We start from the raw sequence: 20,433 nt of genomic DNA, 5'->3' as shown, positions 1-20,433 counted from the left end.
ACCCCCTTTCATGGCAACAAGGAGTGTCTGCGAAGCAATACTCTATTTGTGCGGAAAACGGTACTCCTTTGAAAAGGGGAATCGTAATGAAGATCGCAGTCTGTGGAAAAGGGGGGGTAGGCAAGACGTTCATTGCCGGAAGCCTGGCCTGGCATTTTGCCTCATCCGGCCACCCGGTTATTGCCATCGACGCGGACTCATCCCCCAACCTCGCACTGAACCTCGGGCTCTCTGCCGACGAGGCGTCCCATATCGTTCCCGTTGCGGAGAACGAAGAGCTGATCCGCATGAAGACCGGCACGGATTTTTCCGGGGTATTCCGCCTCTCGTTCACGGTTGATGATATTATCAGCAGGTATGGCGTACCGACACCGTCAGGTGCAAACCTGCTTGTCATGGGGACGGTAAAGGCGATGGGTGCGGGCTGTACATGTCCCGCCCATTCGGTGATCAAGGCCCTCATGCGCCATCTTGTTGTCGAGCGGGACGAAATCGTCATTCTTGATATGGAGGCAGGGATCGAGCATCTTGGCAGAGGGACTGCAGAACATGTCGACATCCTCCTTGCCGTTGCGGATGCAAACCTGAAATCACTGGAGATTGCATCCGCGATCTGTCGGCTCGCACAGGAATCGGACATCAGCACCATCGGCCTTGTCGCCAACCGGATCGCGAGCGCACAGCAGGATGCAGTATTCCGGTCATATGCCGCAGGCCACAACCTCCCGGTCCTAGGCCAGATCCCGTTCGACCAGCGGGTCGCCGATACCGGTATGACGGGAGAACCTCTCGATACATCTGCATCGGATGCCCTGAATGCCATCAGGGAGCTTGCGGAACGCCTGGAGAAAGCTCATGCCGGATGATACAGGTTCACACCCACACAGGCGAGGAAAGATCGTATGAAGACGTTTGTGACGATGGGAAGGGGAGGCACCGGCAAGACCACATTTGTTGCGCTCATGGCAAAATACCTCATCGACAAGGGGATGACACCGCTGCTCCTTGTCGATGCGGACCCGGACCAGAACCTTGCGGAGATGGTGGGTGTCGATCTCGAGGTCTTGGGGAAAAAGACGATCGCCGAGCTGTTGTCGGAAACGTTCATCACGCAGGGTGGTACGACTGTAGGCATCCCACCCTCCCGCAGGATCGAGAACCGCATCTGGCAGGAAGGTCTCTTTGAAGGAGACCAGTTCGATCTTTTGTCGGTCGGTACCAAGTGGGTGGAAGGGTGCTACTGCCTGCCGGATGCGGCATTGAAAAACGCACTCTCTGCTATAACCCGGCAGTACCGCTATATCCTCATCGACTCACCCGGTGGCCTCGAACACCTGAACCGGAAGATCGCAAGCGATGTCGACACCATCTTCGATATCATGGGGCCGTCCCGTAAATCCTTTGCCCACGTGAAGCGGGCACACCGGGTGATCCGGGAAGTCGGGATCCGGTTCAACCGGTTCTGCATCGTCGGGGGGTACGGATTTGCCGCAGATCCGGATCCCGGCGCAATTTCTGCAACCGGCCTGCCCTATCTCGGGAAAATTGCACTGGATGAGGATGTAGCCCGGAGGGTATTGCAGGGAAAATCCCTGCTCGACACGCCTTCTGATTCTCCTGCGTACCGGTCCGTGGCGGGGATCGTGGGGAAGGTGCTGAGCGAAGAATAACTTCCATGGGAAAAAACCCGCCTACATTACCGAATTTTTTTCAAAAAAATTTCTTGAAATTCATTATATGAAATTTTTCCGGAGATTATTTGCGATACCCCCTTGCTCCGCAGAATCGACCGTCGCATCAGCGAGGGTCGATTGGAGAAGCCATCAGGCTTCGATTTGGAGTCGGCGCGACGCAGTCGAAGATTGATATCTTCTCCACCCAGTCCTCGCTGATGCGACGATTGGTTCTCGTCGGGTCGCGCCTGAGCAAGTGACTTGATCGAGCCGGAGTACAGGTATTTCCGTAGCGCAAAACCCGGTGAGGCGTTTGCGCGTCAGGCATCGCAACTCCTCACGGATTTCTGAGACGGTCCGCATGTCAGACCGATGAGGTCCGGCCCTGGCCGAAAAATTTCTGTGAGGGGGAGTACCCCTCAGCAAAAAGACCGGCATCTCACAGACTTACGGTTACGATGAACGCCGCCGTCCCCGGCGGGGCGCCCCCGCGGCGGATCAGTGACTAAAATAAAAAATGAAAAAAATTTATTGCCCCGCCGTGCCTCGGAGAGGCCCTGAGGCGGGGAAGGCTCAAAGTTTTTCAGGGTCCGATTTTCCGGCAATGTTCGATAATTCGGGGCAAGAAAATACAGCCACCAGAAAGTGCTCGTCAACGCCCCCACATACTTCAATATCGTGAGTCGATATCATGAGGGCCATCAGGCCCGAATAAGGAGAAGGACGCACAGGTTTTCCGTGTCTTCTTCGATAACCTTATTTTACCCATCCCTCAATGTATAGTTGAATCTATGGGGTGGAACCGCGGTGAGCAGGAAGAGTGTAAACTTCAGCATAAAGGAAATCAATTCTGATCTTGCACAGTTCCGGGATCTCAACATCACCATCGGCGCGATCACGGAGGAGAAGTGGGAGGAAACAATGGGTCCCACACCGTATCCTTCGCTTACCACCCTCCGCTCATGGGACCAGCGTCTCCTGAACCGTTACAAGCCCTTTTATCTGCCGTTTTGCGACCTCTGCTGCCTCTGCACGTACGGAAAATGCGACCTCACCGGCACGAAACGCGGCGCCTGCGGGATCTCGATGCCCGCCCAGCAGTCCCGGACTGTCCTTATCGCTGCCTGTATCGGGGCAGCAACCCACATCAGCCACTCGCGTGACCTTCTCAACTATGTGATCGAGACCTACGGCCGTGACTGCCCGATCAATGTCGGCGGGACCGGTGTCGAGGTTGAGGCGCCGATCGTCCGGCTCGTCTGCGGACTCAAACCCGAGACGCTGGGAGATCTCGAACCGGTGCTGGACTATTGTGAGAACCAGGTGACCCAGCTCCTCGCAGTCACCCATACCGGTCAGGAAGGCAACAATCTCGATTTTGAGTCCAAGGTGTTCCATGCCGGCATGATCGACCATGTTGGCATGGAAGTGGCCGACATTGCCCAGATATCCGCTCTCGGCTTTCCCAAAGCTGATCCGGAATCTGCACTCGCCGATCTCGGCCTTGGCACTGTTGACACCACAAAACCTGTCATCCTGGTCATTGGTCATAATGTTCCCCCTGCAACGGCAATAATCGATTACCTGAAAGGGAACGGCCTTTTCTCCGAGATTGAAGTGACCGGCATCTGCTGCACCGCGCTGGATATTACCCGGTATTCACCACGGGCGAAGATCATCGGCCCCATCTCATGGCAGCTCAGGTACATACGCAGCGGCGTACCCGATGTCATCGTCATCGACGAACAGTGTGTCCGTACCGACACTCTTACGGAAGCAACCCGGATCAAAGCCCCCCTCATTGCGACCAGCGAGAAGAACTGTCTCGGCCTGCCCGATATGACAAACGAGACGGTGGAAGCGATCGTCACGGGGTTTGTCAGCGGGAACATCCCGGGAGCTCTTATTCTCGATCCGGAGAAAGTGGGAGAGGTCGCGGTCAGGGTTGCCCAGGCTGTCGCCCCAAAGCGGAAGAAGCATGGTGTCCTGCCGACAAAGCACCAGCTTGCCGAGTGGGCGAAAAAATGCACACAGTGCATGCTCTGCCGGCGTGCATGCCCCAACGACCTCCCCATAGCGCAGGCAATCAAAATGGCAGCCTCAGGAAATCTCTCGGGCCTCGATGAACTCTACGATGACTGCCTTGGCTGCGGGAGATGTGAATCTGCATGCAAACAGAAGATCCCTGTGCACAGTCTCATCGTTGCTGCCGCGGATAAGAAGACAAGGGAGGAGACGTACTGCCTGCGGACCGGGCGGGGTGCCATCCAGGATGTCGAGATCCGCAAGGTCGGCGGCCCCATCGTGCTCGGGGAGATCCCCGGTGTCGTCGCTTTTGTCGGCTGCGCGAATTACCCGAAAGGCTCGCGCGAAGTAGCAGAGATGTGCATGGAGTTTGCAAAACGGAGGTATATCGTCTGCACCTCCGGATGCTCCGCGATGTCGGCGGGCATGTACCGCGACGAGGAAGGCAAGACTGCCTACGAGCGCTATTCCGGTGCGTTTGAAGCCGGCGGTATCGTGAACGTGGGCTCGTGCGTGGCGAACTCCCATATCGCCGGCGCGGCGATCAAGATCGCGAGCATCTTTGCAAAGCGTCCGCTCAGGGGTAATTACGAAGAGATCGCTGACTACGTGTACAACCGTGTCGGTGCTGTCGGTGTGGCATGGGGTGCCATGTCGCAGAAGGCCGCGGCGATCGCTGCCGGGTTCTGGCGCCTTGGCATACCGGTCGTGGTCGGTCCCCATGGCACGAAATACCGCCGGATGCTGCTCGGGCGTGCCGACAGGGATGCTGACTGGTTTGTGTATGATGCCCGGACCGGCGAAAAAGTATACGGCGGGCCGGTGCCTGAACATCTCTTCTTCGCAGCGGAGACCAAGGATGAGGCGATGGTCATGGTGGCAAAACTGACCATGCGCCCGAATGATACGAGCAAGGGCAGAGCAATCAAGCTGGCCAACTACATCGACCTCCACAAGCGGCTGGTAGGTGGTATCCCTCCGGATGTCTACCGGCTCGTAAGAGTACATGCAGACATCCCCCTCACTATGAAAAATGAGATCCTTGTCCACCTGACCGAACATGACTGGAAAGAATCGGCAATACCGGATCCGACCCTCCTGCCCCGCATGGTCCATCAGAAGAAGGTGGGCTAAACCATGCCGATGAACGAGTCCTGGCAGACTGCCGAGATCCCCGGGCCCAAGAAGGCTTCCCTCATTATGAAGCCGGACATCGCCGATGCCCTGATCAGCCGGGCAAAACGTCCGATCATGATCGTCGGCCATGGGATTATCGAATACGAAGTTGAGGGAAAACAACTGATTGACTGCCTCATCGCCCTTGCAAAGAAGGCAAAGATTCCGGTCGTTGTATCGGCAAGTACAAACAAGGAGTTCCTTGCCCGTAAATTCGAACCTGCCGCCATCCTGTCGGCAGTCGATATCAGCAACCGGCTGACCGATCCGGAATGGAAGGGACTTGACGGTAAAGAGTCTTACGACCTCGCTATCTTTGTCGGCCTCCCCTATTCCATGGAATGGACGATCCTTTCCGGGCTCAAGCATTTTGCTCCCGGTGTCAAGACCATGACTCTCGACTGTGTATATCACCCCAACGCGAGCTGGTCGTTCCCGAACAGTACGATAAAAGACTGGGCTGCCAACCTCAAGGGCATTGTCGAAAACCTCGAAGACTAAACGCGGAGCATACCATGTTTGAGAAGATCCCGGTGGAAGTCGGCCTCGTCCATGAAGGGGAGCGTGTCCGGAAAAACGACATGCAGGTGGAGCTGGGCGGCCCGCACATCCCGGAAAAGTTCGAGATTGTCAGGGTCAGACCGCTCGACCAGATCGAGGATGGTGCCATCCGCATCACCGGTCCTGACCTCAGCGAGATGGCGGAGGGGAAGGCCTACCCAATCGGGATTGTCGTGGAGATTGCCGGCTCACGGGTCGAGACGGATCTCGAAGGTGTGGTTGAGCGGCGGATCCACGAGTACTGCAATTACATCGAGGGCTTCATGCACCTCAACCAGCGGTACGATATCTGGATCCGTCTCTCGAAAAAGGCGTACAAGAAGGGGCTCACGTCGCTGCGGTTCATCGGGGAAGTGATGCACGAGCTCTTTAAAAATGAACTCCCCATTATCGAAAAAGTCCAGATCACGTTTATTACGGAACCCGGAACGATCAAGCCTTTGTATGCAGAAGCGCTCCGCACCTACGAGGCCCGCGATGCCCGGGCTCGCGGACTTTCGGACGAAGACGTAGACACTTTCTACGGCTGCGCTTTATGCCAGTCGTTTGCTCCCACCCATGTCTGTGTCATTACTCCCCAGCGGTACGCGAACTGCGGCGCCATCAGCTGGTTTGACGGCCGGGCTGCTGCGGGCATCGACCCCAAGGGACCAATCTATGCCATTGAAAAAGGTACGTGCCTTGATGCGGAAAAAGGTGAATACACCGGTGTGAACGAGAGCGCCAAGAAGAGATCCATGGGTGAAGTAAGCCGGGTATACCTGTACTCTGCCTTTGGGTATCCCCACACCTCATGCGGGTGTTTCGAGGGCATTGCTTTTTACATTCCGGAGGTCGAAGGTTTTGGCATCGTCCTTCGCGGATTCCGGGACGTCACGGTTAACGGTCTCCCTTTCTCCACTATGGCCGATTCCACTTCCGGCGGCCGACAGATTGATGGGTTTCACGGCATCTCCCTCGAGTACATGCGGTCGAAGAAATTCATGGATGCCGATGGTGGCTACAACCGTGTCGTCTGGATGCCGCATGAGACCAGGGAACGCCTGAAACAGTACATCCCGGAATCCGTATACAGTGCGATTGCAACTGAACAGGAAGTAAAAACGATCCCGGAACTGAAAGCGTTCCTCGCCGCGCATGACCACCCGGTCATCCGACGGTGGGAAGCTGATCCGGTGCCCGGGCATGATGCGGTGACCGGCAATGGCCGGCAGGTCCCGGTCTTTGCCGGCGGTGACATTCCTATCACCAGCGGAGGGTTCCGGATTATTCTCAAGAACGCACGGATCACTGCGGAGAAAGTGATCATCCAGCCGGTGAAACCGGCCCCGCAGCCGGGAGGTGAGCACCGTGGCGCGCAAAAGCCCTGAAAACAGACCCGGACTCGATGCCGAGCAGCTCTTCGCCCTTGCCCCCCAGCTCCGCGAACTGCTCAAAGGTGTCCACCAGATCGAGCTTGAGCAGTTCTCCATGGAGATTGGTGACCTGGAACTCTTTATCCCGACTTCCAGTATTGCACCGGCTGTCCCGCACCCGGCTGCACCACTCACACAGGCGCCGGTAAGACCCGCCAGCCTGATCCGCGAGTCGTATACACCAGCGGGTTTTATTTTTCCCGGAACGATCCGAGAGGTCCGGCTGGGGGCGACCAAATCAGAAGGAGGAAGCAGGTCCACATCCCTCACCATCGGCGGTGCGACCACTCCCGCCTATTTTGATCTCAGGCACCCGCCCCGTCACCCGCCGGTCATATCACTTGATGTATTCGACATGCCCATTACGCTGCCGAAGGTATTGCGGGAGAACGTGGCTGAGGTCATGGAGGACCCTGCCGAATGGGCGCGGATGAACGTGAAAAAGTTCGGTGCGGACATGGTCGCCATTCACCTGATGAGCACAGACCCCCTGTTACGCGATGCCACACCGGCCGCTGCGGTGAAGACGGTCGAGGACGTGCTCCAGGCCGTGGACGTGCCGCTAATCATCGGGGGCTGCGGCGACCCGAAGAAGGATGCCGAGGTCTTCTCTGCCGTCGCAGAGATGGCCGATGGAGAACGACTCCTCATCAACTCGGTCACCCTCGACATGGCGGAATCCAAAACTCTCGAACGCGTGGCAATCGCTGCACGGGACCACGGGCATGTCCTGCTCGCCTTTACCGGCCTTGACCTGAACAATGCGAAGGAACTCAACCGCCGCCTGTATGAGTACATCCCCCCAGAGCAGATCGTCATGGACCTGACGACCGTAGCGCTTGGGTATGGTCTTGAGTATTCCTTCACGATCCACGAGCGGGCACGGTACGCGGCACTGATGGGTGATACCGAGCTCGCCCATCCCACGATCTCCGCTGCCACGAACGCGTGGGCTGCCCGGGAAGCCTGGATGAAGATAGCTCCTGAATACGGCCCACGGGAGCTCCGCGGACCGGTCTGGGAGACCATCAATGCGCTTACGCTCCTTCTCACAGGAGTAGATCTCTTCATGATGATGCACCCTGCTGCTGTGCTGACCCTCAGGGAAATCATCTCCCGGCTTGGGAAGAGCGGCGCAGCACATCCAGAGCAGATAGCCGACTGGGTGGGGGTGCGGTTATGAGTCCCGACGTGGCTCCAGCCCCGGCTAAGAAGAGGAAGAGTATCAAGGAGATCAGCCCGATTGATGTGTATAAGTTCCTGCCCAGGACCAACTGCGGGGAATGCAGGGAAGCCAACTGCATGGCATTTGCCACCCGGCTTGTCAACGGCGAACTGCTGCTTGCGGATTGCCCCCCGTTGCACACCACCGAGTACCAGGCATCCTACGACGAGCTTTCCCATTTCCTCGCTCCCCCTGTGCGTACCGTGACGATCGGTACCGGCAACCACGCGATAAACATTGGCGGGAAATACGTGCTGCAGCGACACGATTTTACGTACCACAACCCGACACCTATTGCTGTCGATGTCCATGACCTCATGCCGGAAACTGAGCTGCTTGACCGGATCCGGCACATCGAACAGTTCTCGTACAATTATATCGGCAGGACGCTTACGCTGAACGCGATAGCCGTCCGTTCGGTCTCCGGTGATCCCACAACATTCGGGAATGCTGTCAGGACAATTACCCGGGCAAGCCGCTATCCCCTGATCCTGTGTACATTGGATCCGGTAGTCATGGCAGCAGGTCTTGCCGAGGCAAAAGAGCATCATCCCCTTATGTATGCGGCAACTGAGGCAAACTGGAAGGAAATGGCCGATCTTGCACTCTCCTACAAGGTTCCGCTCGCAATCTTTGCCCCGAATGATCTCGCACTGTTGCGTTCGCTCACAAAGACCCTCATTGCCAGTGGGATCAAGGATCTTGTTCTCGACCCGGGCACGTTTGCCGATGAAGGCCTCCCCGAAACGATAGCGAATTTTACCAGCATACGGGCTGCAGCCTGCAAACAGTTCGATGATCTGTTCGGTTTCCCCCTTCTCGGAGTTCCGCTCACGGTCTGGGCCGGCGGGGAGCTTTCCGAAGACGTGCTCAAGTGGCGGGAGGCACTCACCGCATCCATGCTTCTCTCACGGTACGCGGATCTCCTGATCATGCACAGTCTCGATGGCTGGGTTCTCCTGCCGCAGCTGATCTGGCGCTTCAACCTCTATACCGATCCCCGTAAGCCGGTCTCAGTTGAAGCAGGTGTCAGGACCTTCGGCAGGCCGGACACCCGATCCCCGGTCCTGATAACGACCAACTATGCCCTCACCTATTTCACCGTTGAGTCCGATATCAAGACCGCCAATCTCGACTGTTACCTCATCGTTGTCGACACCGGTGGCCTGAGTGTTGAAAGTGCTGTTGCCGGGCGGTATTTTACTGCCGATGCCATTGCTGCTGCCCTGGAATCCAATGCCGTTACCGGTCTCGTAAATCATACAACGCTGATCATCCCGGGGCTTGCAGCCCGGCTGAGTGGCGAGACTGAGGAAGCCACCGGCTGGAAGATCCTTGTCGGGCCCAAGGACTCGTCGGGCATTTCCCAGTTCCTCCGGGAACGCTGGCCGCCGGAAACCTGATTTAAATAGTTCCGGCTGCCACCTCTTCTGTACAGTGATTATGACCAGAATACCGGTAGAAAGCATTCCGGCAGTTTCAGGAACGGAGTAATATGGCGGATACGTTCACGGTAGTTTTCCATCCCCTGGAGAAAGAGGTATCTGTCTTGCCAGGATCCACGGTCCTTGCCGCAATACGGTCTGCGGGAATACAGGTCGAGAGCATCTGCGGTGGGAAAGGTGAGTGCAGCAAGTGCAAGGTAATACTCGTGCAGGGCGACTGCGATGCCGGAAGACCCGGGGCGATCAAGGGGCTGACCGGGGAGGAAATTTCCCGGAAGTACTGCCGTGCCTGCCAGACGCATATCCTCGGCCACTGCGAGTTTACCATTCCGGTCGAGAGCCGTATCGACTCCCCGAAGATCCTCAAAAATCACTACGAACAAGTCCATGAACTCACCCCTTCCGTGACCAAACACCTGCTTGTCACGAATCACCAGCACACCCATCCCGTCGGTCCCCGCTCGCTGAAACTTGAGGGCTACAAAGGCACACGACCCCAGATGACCCCCGACCAGCTCCACCAGCTGACAACAGCCCGTGAAGACCTGACGGTAACCATCACGCGATCGGACGGGTATCCGGAGGTGATGAAGATTGAGGCCGGTGACACACGGGCACACAATTTCGGTGTTGCGCTCGATCTCGGCACCACCACGGTCGTTGGCGTCCTCATCGACCTGTGCAGCGGAAAAGTCTGTGCGGAAGGATCCGTGCTGAACCGGCAGATCACGTATGGCGAGGAACTGCTGACCAGGATAGCCGTGGCCAAAAAAACCGGGGGGAAGGAGAAACTCCAGGCCGCAGCAGTGGAAAGCATCAATGCGGTGATCGGTCAGCTCACCGCTGCGGCTGGCGTGGATGCTCTCGAAATCGATGATGTCTGTCTTGCCGGAAATACGGTCATGGCGTATCTCCTTCTCGCACATGATCCGGCCATCCTTGAGGTAGCCAACATCGATATCCCCCGCACTCCTCAGGTGGTAAAGGCCCAGGTTCTCGGTATTGCCGTATGTCCTCCCGCCCGTGTTTTCTGCCTCCCGAACGTAAGCCGGTTTGTCGGGGGAGATGCGGTGGGGGATATCGTTACGGCCGGCATGAATGCCTCCAACGAACTCTCACTGGTCATCGATCTCGGCACGAATGGCGAGGTGATTCTTGGGGATTCTGACTGGCTGGCCTCGGTCTCCTGTGCCTCCGGGCCGGCATTTGAGGGGGCCGGTATCTCTTCCGGTATGAGGGCGATGAAGGGGGCGATCGATCACGTGGCAATCGACGTTGTCAGCGGGGAGGTCTCGTGGACCACGATCGGCAACGAGCGGCCCCGGGGTATCTGCGGGTCCGGCATTATTGATGCTGCCGCGGCAATGGTCGCTGCTGGCATCCTCGATTTTACCGGCAAGCTCGTGGAGGGCAGATCTAAGGTGCGGGAGGGGACCGGCGGACTCGAATTTGTTCTTGTCCCCAAGGAAAAGACCGCAACCGGGCAGGATATTGTCATCACGCGCGATGACATGGCCTACCTCATGGATTCGAAAGCCGCCACCTGTGCGTCGATCGGGGTTCTCTTAAAAAAATACCGTGTGGGGATAGCTGATATACACCACGTGTTCCTTGCCGGTGCGTTTGGGGCGTACGCGGATACGAAAAAGATCATCGCGTTCGGTATCATCCCGGACTTTTACCGTGCAGAGTTCCACATGATCGGGAATGGATCCCTCTCCGGGGCCTGTGCAGCACTTGTTTCAGGGAAGAAGCGGCGGGAAGCAACCGAAGTCGCGAAAAAAATGGTGTACATCGACTTACTGGTAGATGCCGATTTCATCGAAGAATATGCCGCTGCAGTCTATATACCCGGCAAACCCGATTATTTCCCGCAGCACTGATCTATTCAAAGAGCCAGCCGAGATCCTGCAATTCCTCGATGTGGGAGATCTGGCTGCTGATATCGGTCTTTTCCGGGATCTCGATCTTTGCCACGATCTTATTGGATCCCCCAAAGGTGTCCAGCGTTGCGCCGAGAGCCACGAGGTCGCGGAGGATCTCCTCCTGCATCTTTTTGCGATCCCCGTCTCCCAGTTCCGCGATGAGCTGGAACTCAGGATGTTTCAGGACCGCGGTCTTGTTGATCGTGATACCACTCTGGCTCTCGATTACTGCATCGAACGCTTCCCGGCGCATCCGCTGGTTTTCCATGTGGGAGTACACTCTGTACCCGGTCTTGATCGAAGTCGCGATCTCATCGATTTTCGCAACGATCTCATCCACCATCACGTCCAGCTCGTCCTGTGCATGCGTGATGGCGAACAGGTGGAAATCATCCGTATAGATCCACTGGATCTCCGTGGTATTGGCTTTTTTATAGATCCGTTCGGAAATATACCAGTCCCCGCGACGGATAGTGATCCCGAAGAACTTCAGATCGGCAGAACGGTCCGCGATCACCGGGACGATATGGAGATCATCGATTAAGGACGTCTCTTTGTCACGGTATTCATTGACAACCAGTTCAAAAAAACGTGTCTTGGGGTGGGGCGGTTTTAAGATAACGCTGTCGAAGACCTTCCACTTGTATTCCATGACCTGCTGAATCTCGATCTCGTCACCGACATCGACGAGATACGAATGGTCTATATGGTTTTTGTCGACCTTCTGGTATTCGTGGTAGACCACATCAGTCATGTCTCTCCCTCGTGGACGGGTATTGTGGGCAACAGAATCCCTGCAACAAGAATATCCCAGAACAATCCTTTTTTTATCTTACTATATGTTTTAATATGCAGTTATAAGAGTGCTTTGGTTATCGCTTCTCCTGATACATCCTGCGTATAACCTGTCGACGATTTTTGCGGTGCTGGAACCTTTATGTAGCCGGCACAGCGTATGATCCGGTCAGGCAGTGGATGGATGAGTGCTGATTGTTCCCGTGATCTCTGGGATGCGGATTATACGAGGAAAGGACGCCTTTTTGGGGGTACCCCACACCCGTTGCCCATCCTTCCAGCGGGTGCCCGGGTGCTGGAACTCGGGTGCGGGAATGGCAAGTCGCTCTCTGCAATGGTGCACCGCGACTGGGTTGTAACAGCGATTGATTTATCAGCGCGGGCAACGCACCTGGCCCGGACGATTGCCCTGCAGGGATCCGGAGCGGATGTCGCCGTTGCCGATGCACGGGCGATCCCATTCCATAACCGGTCGTTCGATACGGTTGTTGCCTGCCATATACTGGGACATATGGATACTGACGGTCGTGACAGGATCGCCCGGGAAATCATCCGGGTGGTAAGACCCAGGGGCCACATCTGGTTTTGGGATTTTTCCACGCGTGATTTCCGGTTCAGCAGCGGCAGGGAAACAGAGGCTGCAACTTTTATACGGGGAAACGGGATCCTGACGCATTATTTTACGGAAACGGAAGTTATGGGGATTTTCCCGGGTTTCGCCCCCTTATCCCTGCGTCATAACGACTGGTCTCTGAAGGTCCGGGGAAAGTATCACCTTCGGTCCGAGATTTCGGCGATATTCCAGAAGGACGTCGTCTCGCAGTAATATTTCGAAATGTTTTATTGCATCCTCACCCACGTCACCTCACAGGAAATTGAAAAATGAGAACAAAATTCATACTCATGTGCATTGCCAGCATCGTGGCCAAAAAGGAAAATTTGGTGTTTTTTATTTCTGACGGGATGACCACATGAGGATACAACCGGCAAGTGCCGTCCCTGCCAGGATGCTGCCGAACCCGGGCAAGGAAGGGTAAACAATCGTGGGCGGAACATACGCGAGAAACACCGATACCTGCAGGGTCTTCCCCGCAGTCACGGTGACCATCTTCGTAACGGGTGCATAATTGTCTTTCTGGAACCGGAGGGTGTGAGTCCCTGCCGCGATATCGGAAAATGTGGAAGGGGCATTGCCGACGTAGGTCCCGTCAATCCAGACTTCTGCTCCGATGGGTGAGGCCGAGACATTAATTGCCCCGGTGGTTGCAGCTGCCGCAGCAGAGGCGGCCTTTGTGGGGTCAATCACCGTATGAGTGAGGGAGGGGAGAGAGTCAACATTGCTGAATGACCGGGCATAACCGTCCGGGAAGGTCACGGTCACTTCTGACGGGGAGAAATCTGCGGTTATTACACTGCTAACCGCTGAATTTTTCAGGGCAGTCTCCGCTTTTTTGAAGTCCAAGGTGGCGGTCTGGTACTCTGTTCCTGTTGTGACGTCGTTTGCAGAGGCGAAATTTTTCATGAGCAGCGTGGCACTCGATCGATCCATTGAGATGAGTTCCGTGGACCCGGTGCTGCCGGCAAGCCCGTTTTTCAGCTGGTCCTCGAGGACAGACTGCGGGATGGCGTTCTCCAGCAGCCCTTCAAGGGTAAAACCGAAGACGGCAGTTGCGTCCCCGTTCTTATTGATGGTGATATCCAGGGAGTTTGCCGTGAATGCGTGAACCGGGACGGCGATCAACAGTGCGGTACAGAAAAACAGGATGATGCAGCGGGAAATTTGCGGGTTAATCTCTGCCATAATCGGTGTATCGTTCCGTGAAGTTTTCCAGGACTCAAGATCGAGCGGGATATGATCGTACTGGTTCTGGTGAACTATGGTTTGTCCGGCAAACCGTTAAGTATTTGCGTCTCCCATGACGGGAGTGACTGACAAAAGCGCCGCACCTTAATATAGGGCAGATGTACATATCTCCGGAAGGTATGATAGACGCGTTCATCTCTCTTTTTCTCAACCTTGACCAGAACCTGCCGTCTGTCGTTAATGAGTACGGGATATGGACGTATGTCATCCTTTTTATCATCATTTTCCTTGAAACCGGTCTCGTCATCGCCCCGTTCCTTCCCGGCGACAGCCTGCTCTTTGTTTCCGGGGCTGCAGCAGCGGGTGGTATTCTCGATGTCCAGCTGCTGCTCATTGCGATCATTGCCGGGGCGGTGCTTGGCGACACGGTTAATTACTGGATTGGCAACCGCATCGGGCTCCATGTTTTCCTCGAACGGTTCCCGAACCTCGTGAAAAAGGAACATATCGACCGTACGTACGGGTTCTATGAAAAATACGGGGGTGCTACGATCTTTGTTGCCCGGTTCGTCCCGATGGTGAGGACGTTCGCACCGTTCCTTGCCGGGATCGGGTCAATGCACTACCGCCGGTTCCTCTTCTACAACATGCTCGGCGCGAGCGCATGGGCACTCGCTATCGTCCTTGGGGGTTATTACCTTGGTACGTTTGCAGTTGTCAGGGAAAACATGAGCCTTCTTCTGATCGGTGTCCTTGCCCTGACGGTGGGGACGGTCATCTTTATTGTTGCCAGTGTCATTTCGGCACACTACAAAAAACCGGTGGAAGATAAGGAACGCGAGTAACCCGGACTTCCGGTTATACTCTCTGCTGCTGGTTTCATTATTCACGGGGTTTTTCAATAACACACAGAAATGGGACGTGCTAACCCGGGTGAGCCGTGGCAAACCGGAGTGCATCAATGGTTTAAACGAGCGCAACGGAGGCCAGTATCCCCTGATCGATAGGGAAGGGTATGTCTGGGTACAATATTCAGTGAAATGGATAAAGATGGTGCCGGGCATGCGTCCGGCACCGCCAAGGAACATGAACGCCAATCCGACAGAGAATGAGAGAATTGCGATGAGACCGTTATACCTGATGAAAAAATTTTCTGAACGTTCTATCCATTTACCATCAACCTCCGCCGTTAAAACGATAATGAAAAAAGTTACGGGGCCCTGGTAATGACCAGCCCCCGGTTATCCGCCCTGGTCGCTATGGCGATGGTTAGCCCGAGCGGATCAAGCATTTTTTTCATCGCCGTTTTATCGAGTGCGGTGACAACTGCGATCGACGGGCCGACCGAGCTCATGCCCACGAATTCCAGTTTTCTCTCGCGCAGCAGGTTCATGTAATGGTAGATACCGTAACTGTGGTGCTCTACCTCCGCACGCTTCGATCCCCGGAACTCGATCTCCCAGATGACGTCTCCTACCTTCTTGAGGTCGTCGCGTTCAAGGGCAGGTACGAGATCCATAAGGAACATGTAGGCCTTGAGCTCGCGGTCCCGGTAATCGAGGGTCCGGGCCTTGTTCATCAGGAGATCGAATTCCTGTGTGCCTGCCGAGGAGATGTCCGTGGGCGGTATGATGATGTAGACATTCCTGCCCTCAGCAAACGGGTGGTGGTAGACGAGCGAGAGCTCGTCGCCCATAAGTGCCATTCCCCCGTGGATGCTGACGGCCGGCCCGACACCGGTCTCGAATCCGAACGCGATGTTCCCGTCAGCTATCTCCTCGACATAATTATGTCCGATCAGGTGGCGGAGCTGGGTGCTCGTGAGCGGTGATCCAATCGCCTCGTTCAGTGCCGTGGCGACCGCGATCATCACGGTGCTTGTCGAGCCAAGGCCCACGTGCTTGTGTTCATGGTCGGTCACCGTAACGGAGAAACCCCCTTTGTATCCCGTGACTTTTTTAAAGACCTCGACAAAGTTCTTGACGATCGGCGCCCGGTTATAATTGATCGAAGTGCCTTTGGCAGTGCAGCGGACCTCTGCAGAGCAATAGCACTGGATCGCAAACCCGATGCCACCCCCGCCCGGATGATCCGGGGCAAACCGGTTCATGTCGAGCACGGTCAAGTGGATCCGTGCCGGGGCTTTTACGAGAACTGAACCTTTGACCGGCTTGAGCGGATACTTCTTCTTCTCAAGTCCCAGCGTCTTGAGTATTTTTCCCGGGGCAAAAGTTCTGAACTCGTATTCCACAAGGTCCAGGTCGCCACCGCGTATCTTCATAATCGCCATAGGTATCAATTCCTGTTTGGAGCGATCGGAGTTTAAGGTTTCTTATGCAGGATAAAAAAAATGTTCAATTTTCTTCCGTTGCACACCGGAACGTATGCGAGCACTGCTGACAAGCTCAAGCAGGCAAGGAGATTTGGCAGGGCTCCCGGGCTGAAAACCGAGCTGGCCTGCACCCATAGGATCCAAGGCCACGCGGACCCTATGACTGAACTCAAAGCCGCTGCTGTTCCTGTCATCCCCAAACCCGGTTCGGGTTACACCGAGGTTTCCTTGCGCTTCCGGAAGCATCAGGTTTTTACTTCGAGCTTGGGCGGTCGAAAAAGATATTTTTCCCGGTTGCAGAGAGCGGGATCGCGTACACGACCGTGCAATCTTTCGGCACCAGTCCCATGTCCCGTGCTGCGACACCCCCGGAATACATGATCCGGTTGTCAACGTTATGGATCTGGGCAGTCTTGACCGCGGAACCGATGGCGATCCCGAGGTCTGTCATCCGTACCACGCAGTTCGGGCTGTCAAACGAGGTATCATTGTGCTTCTTCTTTTTCCCGGCTTTTTCAAATGCGGCACAGGAAGGATACCCGCAGCCGCCGCAGTTGATGCCCCCGACGGTAGCTCCCCGCGAGCCGATGAGGATGCAGGCATCAGCGGCGGCAATGTTCTTCGCATCCCGTAGAAAGAACCCGATATTTCTCTCGACTCCCAGTTTTTCCAGCCGGGCTGCAAATGCCTTCAGATCTTTTTTCCGGAGTATCGTTGTCTCGATAGTATCAGTTCCCTTTCCCTTGGGCGCGGTTCGCGCGGCAAGCGCCATCAGGTCGGCCACAACAAGCACAGCGTTTGTTTCACGTGACATACGTGAATATGGGGGGATCGGGAGAATAAAACTGGCGATGGAGAGAAACCTGGAGAAACGAGCATGAATCTATACGTTCGCACCAGGATGATGAAAATCGTGGAGTTATCTCACCCACACGCATACGGTATGAAATGGTTAAAAGAAAGAGTAAAACGATCTGGCCCGGGCATTTTAATCATCGAGCTGTTTGAATACACCTTTCTTGCTTTTGAGGACGCCACACTCCGGGCAGCGCCACGTGTCTGGCAGATCCTCGAATGGGACACCCGGTGGGATTCCCCCTTTCTTGTCCCCATTGGCGGGATCGTAGGTATAGTGGCATTCAAGACATACCCAGCGGGAGTGTTTTACCATCTGTTGTGTCATCGGGGTACCTCGTCATTTCATTTTTATCCATCTACATTGTCATACATGAAATCTCTCGTGGGGACTGTACTGGCGGAGTCTCCTATCCTGAAGTACTCTTAAACCTGACTACTTGTCTAATTTTTCCTCCATGAAGATTGGATAGCCCTCAGTCATCACCAACTTCTGATCAACAGAAACATCGAAAAACCGGGACAAATGAAACGGACACGATCCCCTCTGTCAATTTGTGTTGTGTCTTTTGTCGAATATACGAGATTTCCTGTAAAACCGTGGAAACAGGGGGGTTCCGATCAAGAGACCCGGAATGCGACACCGGTAAATTCTGCCACGGGGCGGTCGCCTTCATGGACCATTACACGGTACGTGTCGCAGATCCCGTTGCCCTCAACGCGCTCGGCAATAGCAACAAGCGTGCCCTTCGCCGGTGCGATATACATGATACTGACCGATACGGCGACCCGGTGGATCCCGCAGCAGTTCGCGGCAATACCGAAGGCCTGGTCGGCAAGCGCGAAGATTGCCCCGCCATGGGCAACTCCTGAGGGGTTCATCTTTCCCGGACAGTCCATGGTAACACGCGAGTACCCGTCATGGGCTTCGAGGATCTCCATGCCGAGCAGCCGGGCAAACTCGCTCCGGTTGAATTCCCGGATGCGTTCTTCGATTGCCTTATCCGCTGGTTGGTGAGAGGTTTCGCTGGTCATGGGGAAAAAGGCCGGAACGTGATCGGTACAGCATTCATTTGTATTTTTTCTGGGTATAGGAGTATTTGTCCGTCTCGCCGCCGTCAGCAACGATATACACCCACTCGTACAGGGACTGCATGGTGCCGAACTGCTTGTAGCGCCGCATCGAAAACCCGACCTTCAGTTTTCTGTCGAACTTTATCGTCCCGAGGTCTTTCATCCGCATCGCGATCTCGAGGTCGTCCCCGGCGTCAATGCAGCGGTACATGCCGGCCCGGATGAAAGCCTCCTTACGGAATGCGGTATTGCACCCGAGCGTGTAGTAAAAGGTCTGACTGTAGTAGCCGATCCGGGAGAACGTGTTGGCGAGAAGGAGCGAGAAGCGGTTGCGGAGCCCTTCCTCGATCGGGTACACGGGGCCATAGAGCTGGACTACTTCGGTGTCGGCAAAGTTCGTACCAATCCGCTTGATCCAGGTGGGCGGGAGGATGCAGTCCGCGTCAGTGGTGGCGATGATGTCCCCTTTTGCCTCTTTCACCCCATCGTTCCGGGCACCTCCGACTTTTTTGCTGGTCTGGGTGAAGACTATGTCCGCATATTTTTTCGCAATCTCGCAGGTTGCGTCTTTTGATCCCCCGTCGACTACAATAATTTCGTAATCGTTTCGGGGAACGGTCTGGTGGCAGAGCGAGACCAGGCACTGTGCGATATTTTCTTCCTCGTTGAAGGTCGGGATGATTACCGATATCATCTGGATGCAGGACTCCTCTCTCATTTTTGGGTTTATCTGATAATAAGCGTGATGCACAAACCAGTTCAGGCTGGTTTGTCATGTGCCACAAAATCGAAGACGGACCGGAGGACCCCGTCCATGTTCAGGTACTCAAACTGGGCAAACCGGCCGACTAGCGGGATGCCGATTCCCGCGCAGTAGTCCCGGATCGTGGCGATATTCTGCTGGTATGCAAGATCATACACGACGTACGCGAACGGCTGGCGTTCCACGGAAGAGAAGACAACTTTGTCCGGGGTGCAGACCTGCATGGATGCGAGCATGTCCGTCACTTCCCTGAGGATCTCGTCATCAGGGAGACGGCCGACTTCGTCGCCCGGCTGGTAGGTGATCTCGGCAAGGATGGAACTGCACCCTTCCGGAGCGGCATGCTGGCTGAAGTTGGACGGAAAGGAGACGCGGTTAGTTCTGCCGAGGGTTTTGTCCGGGATGTACATCCAGGAGATTGCGGGCAGCGTTCCCCTGATGCCGATATTGACACAGATAAGGGAGTTGTACGTGAGCGCACGGCAGGCATCTTTGACCGATGCCGGGACGCGATCGAGACAGGGCAGCAGGTGCTGGACCGGTATCGTACAGATCACCCGGTCGGCTTCAAGGGTTTCCGTGCCATTGCTGATACGCCACCTGTTTCCGGCCTTTTTTACGGATGTGACCCGGAAGCCGGTGCGGACGCACTTCTCCACTGGTTGTGCAATGGCCCGGACAAGTGCCTCAATCCCGCCGTCAAGCGGGTAGGAGAAGACTGCCTGGTGCGTGTAGCCCTCGGTCTCGATCCCGATTGCCGATCTGACGATATCCTCAACCGGCGGGCGCGGGATACGGCCGTCCACCCAGTGGAGCGACATCTTCTCTGTGGGATATTTCCAGATCTTCTCGTTGTAGGGCACCATGTAGCATTCGGCAATGCCCGGGCCGAAGGTATAGTAAATCCACTCCCTGAAGTTCTCCGGCCTTTTTATGTCCCCTTTCTCGACTGCGATCAGGTTCCTGATGAACCCGTTGATGCATGCGAACCGGTCTTCCATCGGGAGGTCGTACATCCCGTTCTCGAACGGGTATTTGACGTGCCGGCCCTTGTAGAAGATCTTCGTGTTCCGGTTGTTCCGCTGCTCGTTTGCCGCAATCATCCGGCGCATGAACGCAAGAACTTCAGCATCCCGGGAGAAGATGATGTGGGACCCGCCAATATCGAACGTAAACCCGTGCGTTGTTTTCGACCGGCAGAGACCGCCGTACTCCGGCTCCGCTTCAAGGACCATGACCTGTTCTCCTTTCTCGTGCAGGAGCCGGGCGAGTGTCAGGCCTGCGAGGCCGCCGCCAAGGATTGCCGTCGTCACTGCACATACGTTAGCGTGCAGGATTTATATGGTTCACCGTGACGGTGTGAAA

Annotated in this window: 18 protein-coding genes; 10 read left to right on the top strand and 8 right to left on the bottom strand. The window is 55.7% G+C overall.

Going from position 1 to position 20,433, the window contains the following annotated elements; genetic code table 11:
• Positions 1-86 precede the first annotated feature (86 nt).
• The 8 genes from ABSG49_RS07350 (at position 87) to ABSG49_RS07315 (ending at position 11,403) form a co-directional block, all read left to right on the top strand.
• A complete protein-coding gene (locus tag ABSG49_RS07350) occupies positions 87-866 on the top strand; it encodes an ATP-binding protein (RefSeq protein WP_424025474.1) in 780 nt (259 codons plus the stop codon).
• A 36-nt stretch (positions 867-902) separates the two neighbouring features.
• A complete protein-coding gene (locus ABSG49_RS07345; RefSeq protein WP_424025473.1) occupies positions 903-1,670 on the top strand; it encodes an ATP-binding protein in 768 nt (255 codons plus the stop codon).
• Between the two features lie 810 nt (positions 1,671-2,480).
• Positions 2,481-4,832, top strand: coding sequence for a CO dehydrogenase/acetyl-CoA synthase complex subunit alpha (cdhA, locus tag ABSG49_RS07340; protein WP_424025472.1), 2,352 nt, complete (start codon positions 2,481-2,483; stop codon positions 4,830-4,832).
• 3 nt (positions 4,833-4,835) lie between these two features.
• Entirely contained in the window at positions 4,836-5,375 is a 540-nt protein-coding gene (gene cdhB, locus ABSG49_RS07335) for a CO dehydrogenase/acetyl-CoA synthase complex subunit epsilon (RefSeq protein WP_424025471.1), read from the top strand.
• 14 nt (positions 5,376-5,389) lie between these two features.
• The gene (cdhC, locus tag ABSG49_RS07330; protein WP_424025470.1) at positions 5,390-6,805 is read left to right on the top strand and encodes a CO dehydrogenase/CO-methylating acetyl-CoA synthase complex subunit beta; all 1,416 of its coding nucleotides are present in this window, start codon (positions 5,390-5,392) and stop codon (positions 6,803-6,805) included.
• The gene (gene cdhD / locus ABSG49_RS07325; RefSeq protein WP_424025469.1) at positions 6,786-8,033 is read left to right on the top strand and encodes a CO dehydrogenase/acetyl-CoA synthase subunit delta; all 1,248 of its coding nucleotides are present in this window, start codon (positions 6,786-6,788) and stop codon (positions 8,031-8,033) included. Before cdhC ends, cdhD begins: the two co-directional genes overlap by 20 nt.
• Positions 8,030-9,478 (top strand): acetyl-CoA decarbonylase/synthase complex subunit gamma, encoded by a 1,449-nt coding sequence (acsC, locus tag ABSG49_RS07320; RefSeq protein ID WP_424025468.1) that lies wholly within the window; start codon positions 8,030-8,032, stop codon positions 9,476-9,478. The genes cdhD and acsC overlap by 4 nt, the downstream gene beginning before the upstream one ends.
• Before the next feature lie 92 nt (positions 9,479-9,570).
• Positions 9,571-11,403: an ASKHA domain-containing protein gene (locus ABSG49_RS07315; protein ID WP_424025467.1), complete on the top strand. Its 1,833-nt coding sequence runs from the start codon at positions 9,571-9,573 to the stop codon at positions 11,401-11,403.
• A gap of 1 nt (position 11,404) precedes the next feature.
• On the opposite strand, the gene ABSG49_RS07310 is transcribed toward ABSG49_RS07315, so the two are convergent.
• Entirely contained in the window at positions 11,405-12,199 is a 795-nt protein-coding gene (locus ABSG49_RS07310; RefSeq protein WP_424025466.1) for a hypothetical protein, read from the bottom strand.
• A 306-nt stretch (positions 12,200-12,505) separates the two neighbouring features.
• Between ABSG49_RS07310 and ABSG49_RS07305 the strand changes: the two genes are divergently transcribed.
• On the top strand, positions 12,506-13,066 hold the full coding sequence (locus ABSG49_RS07305; protein ID WP_424025465.1) for a class I SAM-dependent methyltransferase: 561 nt from the start codon (positions 12,506-12,508) through the stop codon (positions 13,064-13,066).
• A 123-nt stretch (positions 13,067-13,189) separates the two neighbouring features.
• Here ABSG49_RS07305 and ABSG49_RS07300 read toward each other — a convergent pair whose 3' ends face one another.
• On the bottom strand, positions 13,190-14,041 hold the full coding sequence (locus ABSG49_RS07300; protein ID WP_424025464.1) for a PEGA domain-containing protein: 852 nt from the start codon (positions 14,039-14,041) through the stop codon (positions 13,190-13,192).
• A 182-nt stretch (positions 14,042-14,223) separates the two neighbouring features.
• Between ABSG49_RS07300 and ABSG49_RS07295 the strand changes: the two genes are divergently transcribed.
• Positions 14,224-14,889, top strand: coding sequence for a VTT domain-containing protein (locus ABSG49_RS07295; RefSeq protein ID WP_424025463.1), 666 nt, complete (start codon positions 14,224-14,226; stop codon positions 14,887-14,889).
• Between the two features lie 365 nt (positions 14,890-15,254).
• Here ABSG49_RS07295 and ABSG49_RS07290 read toward each other — a convergent pair whose 3' ends face one another.
• From ABSG49_RS07290 to ABSG49_RS07265, 6 genes are all read right to left on the bottom strand, one after another.
• Positions 15,255-16,334 (bottom strand): GHMP family kinase ATP-binding protein, encoded by a 1,080-nt coding sequence (locus ABSG49_RS07290; protein ID WP_424025462.1) that lies wholly within the window; start codon positions 16,332-16,334, stop codon positions 15,255-15,257.
• A gap of 295 nt (positions 16,335-16,629) precedes the next feature.
• Entirely contained in the window at positions 16,630-17,190 is a 561-nt protein-coding gene (locus ABSG49_RS07285) for a ferredoxin domain-containing protein (RefSeq protein ID WP_424025461.1), read from the bottom strand.
• 174 nt (positions 17,191-17,364) lie between these two features.
• A complete protein-coding gene (locus ABSG49_RS07280; protein ID WP_424025460.1) occupies positions 17,365-17,559 on the bottom strand; it encodes a rubredoxin in 195 nt (64 codons plus the stop codon).
• Between the two features lie 293 nt (positions 17,560-17,852).
• Positions 17,853-18,266, bottom strand: coding sequence for a hotdog fold thioesterase (locus tag ABSG49_RS07275; protein WP_424025459.1), 414 nt, complete (start codon positions 18,264-18,266; stop codon positions 17,853-17,855).
• A gap of 34 nt (positions 18,267-18,300) precedes the next feature.
• Positions 18,301-18,999 (bottom strand): glycosyltransferase family 2 protein, encoded by a 699-nt coding sequence (locus ABSG49_RS07270; RefSeq protein ID WP_424025458.1) that lies wholly within the window; start codon positions 18,997-18,999, stop codon positions 18,301-18,303.
• A 65-nt stretch (positions 19,000-19,064) separates the two neighbouring features.
• A complete protein-coding gene (locus tag ABSG49_RS07265; protein WP_424025457.1) occupies positions 19,065-20,381 on the bottom strand; it encodes a protoporphyrinogen/coproporphyrinogen oxidase in 1,317 nt (438 codons plus the stop codon).
• Positions 20,382-20,433: the final 52 nt, after the last annotated feature.

Source organism: Methanoregula sp. (genome assembly GCF_049510175.1).
GTDB lineage: Archaea > Halobacteriota > Methanomicrobia > Methanomicrobiales > Methanospirillaceae > Methanoregula.
Note: the sequence above shows the minus strand (reverse complement) of the source record. Positions and strands in the feature narration are given on the sequence as shown.